General features: G+C 63.1%; 1 protein-coding gene. It reads left to right on the top strand.

What is annotated here, in order from left to right; translation table 11 throughout:
* Positions 1–267: 267 nt before the first annotated feature.
* A partial coding sequence (locus ACGF5C_RS34150) for a hypothetical protein (RefSeq protein WP_393308450.1) occupies positions 268–4,981 on the top strand: 4,714 nt, incomplete at its 3' end.

Here is a 4,981-nt window from a genome sequence, read left to right as displayed (position 1 = left end):
GAGCCGTCCGGCTCGGAGTCGGAGTCTGAGTTTGAGTCTTTGGACCTGTCGCCCGGTTCGTTGCCTGGTCGGCCGGCGGCGATGGAATGGGGCCCGGCCGGCTCTGACGCAGACGGGCAGCCGTCCGATCCAGCGGAAACTGACCCGTTTGGTGTTGACCCGGATATTTCTGCCCTGTGGGATAACCCGCCGGGGGAGGCAGACTTTTTCGATATGAGGACACCGGAGCCCGGCTTGGGGTGGTTGCCGCCGGGCTGGCAATCGGAAATGATCGAACAGTTGTCAGCCGTTGCGGCCGCTGACGAGGCGGCATTCCGGCAGTGGGCGGACGAGGTGTTCGACATCGATCCTGCGCTGTTCGGCCAGGGAAAGTCGCCGCACCTCGCCTTCTACAAGTCGGTGTTGAACGCCTACCCGGAACTGCTGGCGCAGGAGGGCGTTACCGACCTGCGTGGAGCGCGCGCGTGGGCGACCCACCGACTGGCCGTCGACCTCGCCAGGGGTGATGAGTCGAAGTTCAGAGAGCTTCTGCCGTATCCGGAGAGCGTGTCCCCGCAGCGCCGGAAGGCCCTGCACCGGCTCTGGCTCGGCAAGGTCGGGAACGCCCACGCCGACGGTCACGACATCTCGCATGTGATTCCCCATATCTTCGCCGGGGAGTTGGGCGCGCCGATGCGGGTCCACCATGCGTTCGGTGCCCCGTACGACATCGGCCCGCCGCCGGTTGCCGGTGTCACCCGGCAACCAGTCGTCTGGTTGAACGGCGCCTACGTCATCGTCCAACCTCGTGACCCACACGATGACCGCATCGCCGCCCGCATCGCTGAGGGCTTCTCGCGGCCATCGGTGACCGACCAGGTCCAACAGGCCACCTTTGAGGAGGCACTCCGTCAGCTGCGGGAGGAAATCGACGAGGCGGAATCGAATCTGAATCCGACCGAGATCTACGGGCTCATCCAGCAAGACACATTCCACCGCAAGCTTGCGCTCATCCGTCAACACCCCATCTCCCCCCGCAGCCAGGTCCGGGAACTCGCAGAAAACCGCCGATACCTCCGTAGGCTCTACCTCCGCAGCCGCAACGTAGACGGCGGCTGGAAAGACCAGAACTCATGGCAACTCGAGGACCCATTCACCATCAGCTTCACCGCTTCCGTCGGCGGTGACTACCTACCAAGTTTGATGGCCACGCTGGGCGGCAAGCCGGAACGTCTCGCCGTTGTAGACGACGTGGCCATCGCGGGCGATGTGGTCTATATGAGTTTCGGGAAGCTCAACGGAGTAGGCGTCGGTATCGTCAAAATCCGGTACACCGTGGACGGCAGAACCGAACGTGCTATCTACCGAAAGGTCCCCCGCGAGTTCACTGACGACGAGCTGCGCGCCCTGAGGAAAAAGGTGCCCGGCCGGGAGTGGGAACTCGAAGACCGATGGTTCTCCGAGGACTTTTACCACATGGAGTTCCGTGTGGACAAAAAAAGGAGGCTGTCCCGTCGCTTCGGACATGGTCAATTCACTATCCCGAATAGCAAGATGGTCGACGGAAGTCCGTTTACCTTTCCGGCCGACCTGAAGGAGGTCATTCTCCGGCTCGGGTATGGCATGGATGATCAACCCTTCGGCGTCGTGATTATCCCGGCCGACAAGAACATGACCGGACGGACTCTGTACCTGGAAATGGACCCTGCCCCCACCGCGGACGACATCAAGGGAATGCGCAGTTATGCGCTGTGGGAACGAGATGACCGTCGTTGGTTCCTTTTCGATGAAATATCTGCCAGTTCCGAAATGTGGTCGCACAAAGCGTTGCCCGGCCTGGACATAAGAATCAATGGTTTGGCCAAGACGTTCGATGGGAGGGAGGTGGATCTCTCTCGGGGCACGGAAATCAAACTGCGGGTAGGACGGATGGAGGCGTCCGGACCGGATGCCGGCGCAAGGGTTCTCTCCGAAAACCTTTTCGCCGTGGTCGGGGCGCCGTTGGTCCCAAGACCGGATTCGCCGGCGCCCGAACCCGAATACGTCTACCGGCTCATCGAAACAACCGTGCAAGGCAAAGAGGAATTCGATGCTCTCGCCGAAGCGCTCAAGCATCGAGAGGAGCTGGCGCTGGGGCGGCGGGGTCTGCAGCCCGCACCAGACCCCCAGCCCTCGGAGCCAGCCCCCGATGCGCTGTCCGACCCGCCAGCGGCGATGGAATGGTCCGGCCCGGCCGTTGACTCGGCGTCGCGGCTGGAGGGCTCCGCGCCGGTCGGGCCCTCGGACCTGCAGGGAGGCGTCACCTCCGCCGGCTTGGTCGACGTGGCCTCGGGTGGACTGCTGTCCGGTCCTGCGGGAGATTACGACCTGTCCGGTTTTGACCCGGGGATTCTTGACGCGGGGGAGGGGTCGAATTCGGGGGCGGGGGCGTATCTGTCGACGTCGGCGCTTGGTTCGGGGTTGTCGCTGGAGGGCTCCGCACCGGTCGCGTCGGGCCCGCTGGCAGGGGTGTCATGGGTGGGCGGGGCGGACCCGGGGCCGAGCGGGGCGATGACGGCCGGTGGGTCCGGTGGTGTCGCGCCGGACTTGCAGCGGAGCGTGGACGCGGCGATCACCCAGTTGTCGGCCGGGGTAACCCGTGACCAGGCGACAGAATTCGAGCAGTGGGCGGACAAGGTCTTCAACATCGATTCTGCGCTGTTCCGCGGGGGGGCGCACCTCGCCTTCTACAGGTCGGTGTTGAACACCTACCCGCAGCTGTTGGCGCAGTGGGGCGTCACCAGCGTGGAAGGACTGCGCGCATGGGTGGTCCGTCAACTGGCCGACGACCTTGCCCGGGGTGAAGAGTCGACGTTTAGAAAGATTCTTCCGTATTCGGGGGACGTGTCCGAGCAGCGGCGGAAAGCCCTGGAACGGATCTGGCTCAGCACGATCGGAAACAACCAAACCTTGGATTACGACGTCGCGCTTGTGCCTCTCCATGTGCTGGCCAAGGAGTTGGACCAGCCGATGCAGGTCCACCATCCGTTCGGGGCCCCGCACGACATCGGCCCGCCGTTGGTTCCCGGTGTCACCCCGCAACAGGTCCTTCGGTTGAAGGGCGCCTACGTCCTCGCCCAACCTCGTGGCCCACAGGATGACCGTATCGCCGCGGGCTTCTTCCGGCCCGACCCTGGCGAGCAGCGCCAACAGGCTGGGGTGTTTGAGGAGACACGTGGTCTGCTGCGAGCGGCAATCGCCAAGGCGGAGAAGAATCCCGACAGCACCTACTCGCGCATCCGGCGAGACTCATTCCACCGCAACCTCGCGGCCATCCGTCAACCCCCCATCTCCCCCCGCAACCAGGTCCAGGAACTCGCCGAACACCTCGAATACCTCCGCGACCTCAACAACCAACGCAGCGGCTGGAAAGACCAGCTCCCAGGGAACCTCGAAGACCCATTCACCATCCGCCTCCCCACCACCCCCGCGCGGCATGACAAGGACATAAGAGAGCTAACCCGCCCGGCCCCAGGGCTGCGCATCAAACTGAGCGGCAAGGACATAGTTCTCGGACATGTCGGTGGACTCTTCGGCCTGGGTGATGTGGTCAATATCAGTTTCGGGAAGGTCGGCGAAAAGGGCGTCGGGTTTATCGAAATCCCGTACACCGCGGACAACGGCGCTGGAAGCATCATCTACCAACCGATCAACCGCGAGTTCACTGAGGGCGAGCTGCACAGTCTGAAGCAAAAGGTGCGTGCGTCTTGGGAACTCTACCCCCCATGGGAGTTCAGCGCTTCCTATTACATCAAGACGCGTCTGTTGCAACCCCGGAGAGAATTGGGCATAACCCTCGGCGGGGAGGGCGGGGCAGGTCAGGCCCATGCCACCGCCCGTCAGGGCCGTATCCCACAGGTCGAGGTGGCCGACGGAAGAAGGTTTGTCTTTCCTGCGGACATGAGGGAGGTTCGTCTCGAACTCGGGTATGACATCTTTGGTCGACCCATCGCGGTCGTGATACTCGAAGAGAACCCTATCAAGCAAACCCTGTACCTGGAGCTGGTCAAGCCCGCCCCCACCGTGCCCGATATCGGTCGGCTGCTGCAGACCGGAAACGTGCTGTGGGAGCGAGAGGATCGGTGGGATCTTTACGACGCAATATCTATCAAAGACATAATGTTGGCGGATGGGCGAATGCCTAGACCCCTGCGTCTTAGACTGGGCAATTCAGTCGACGTGTTGGGTGGCGGGAAGGTGAATCTCGATAAGGGAACGCCGATTACCCTGAAGGTAGGGCAATTGCCGCGGCCGGTCGGATTGGATGTCGCCATCGACATTTTCGCCGTGGTCGGGGTGCCGTTGGTCCCAAGAGCGGATTCGCCGGTGCCCGAACCCGAATACGCCTTCCGGCTCGTGCTCGTGGGTCTGGACAAGAGCATCGGCGAGTTCGAGGCTATTAAAGCCCAGATCCAGGCGCGGCAGGAGCGCAAAGAGCGAGCCGAGACGGGAACTGGGCGGGCCCCGAAACGTCGGCGCACCCAGGGTGGGTTGCCTGGTGGTGCGGCGGCGTTTGAGTGGGGTCGTGTGGGGGGTGGTTCGTTCTCGGGTGGTGGGAAGGGTGTGTTGCCGTCGGAGTGGGCGGCGGGTGAGCCGCCGTCTGTGGAGGTGGCGAAGGACGGTGGTTGGCGTGTGTCGTATCGGAGTTCGGCAAGTTTGCCTGCTTGGGACGAGATGACGCATGTGTTTACTGATCGGTTCACCTGGCTGGGTAAGGATCCGTTGCGGTTGGTGCCGACGCCGGGGGAGGTTCCTCCTTTCCGGGTGGAGCATGCGGGGAAGGATGCGGGGGAGCGGGTCTTCGTCGATTATTGGTGGCATCGTGAGTCCGAGACGGTGGTGTTCCGTCTGCGTTTGAATCCGGATGCGGATGTGACGAAGGATGCGATTCTGCGCACGCTGGGTGCGATTGAGCAGTGGGTGGTGGAGACCAACCGGGCTGTGGAGACCAACCGGGCTGTGG

Origin of the sequence: Micromonospora sp. NPDC047620, from assembly GCF_043205005.1 — a bacterium.
Classification (GTDB): Bacteria; Actinomycetota; Actinomycetes; order Mycobacteriales; family Micromonosporaceae; genus Micromonospora.
The sequence above is the reverse complement of the archived record's forward strand: the minus strand, read 5'-3'. Positions and strand labels throughout refer to the sequence as shown.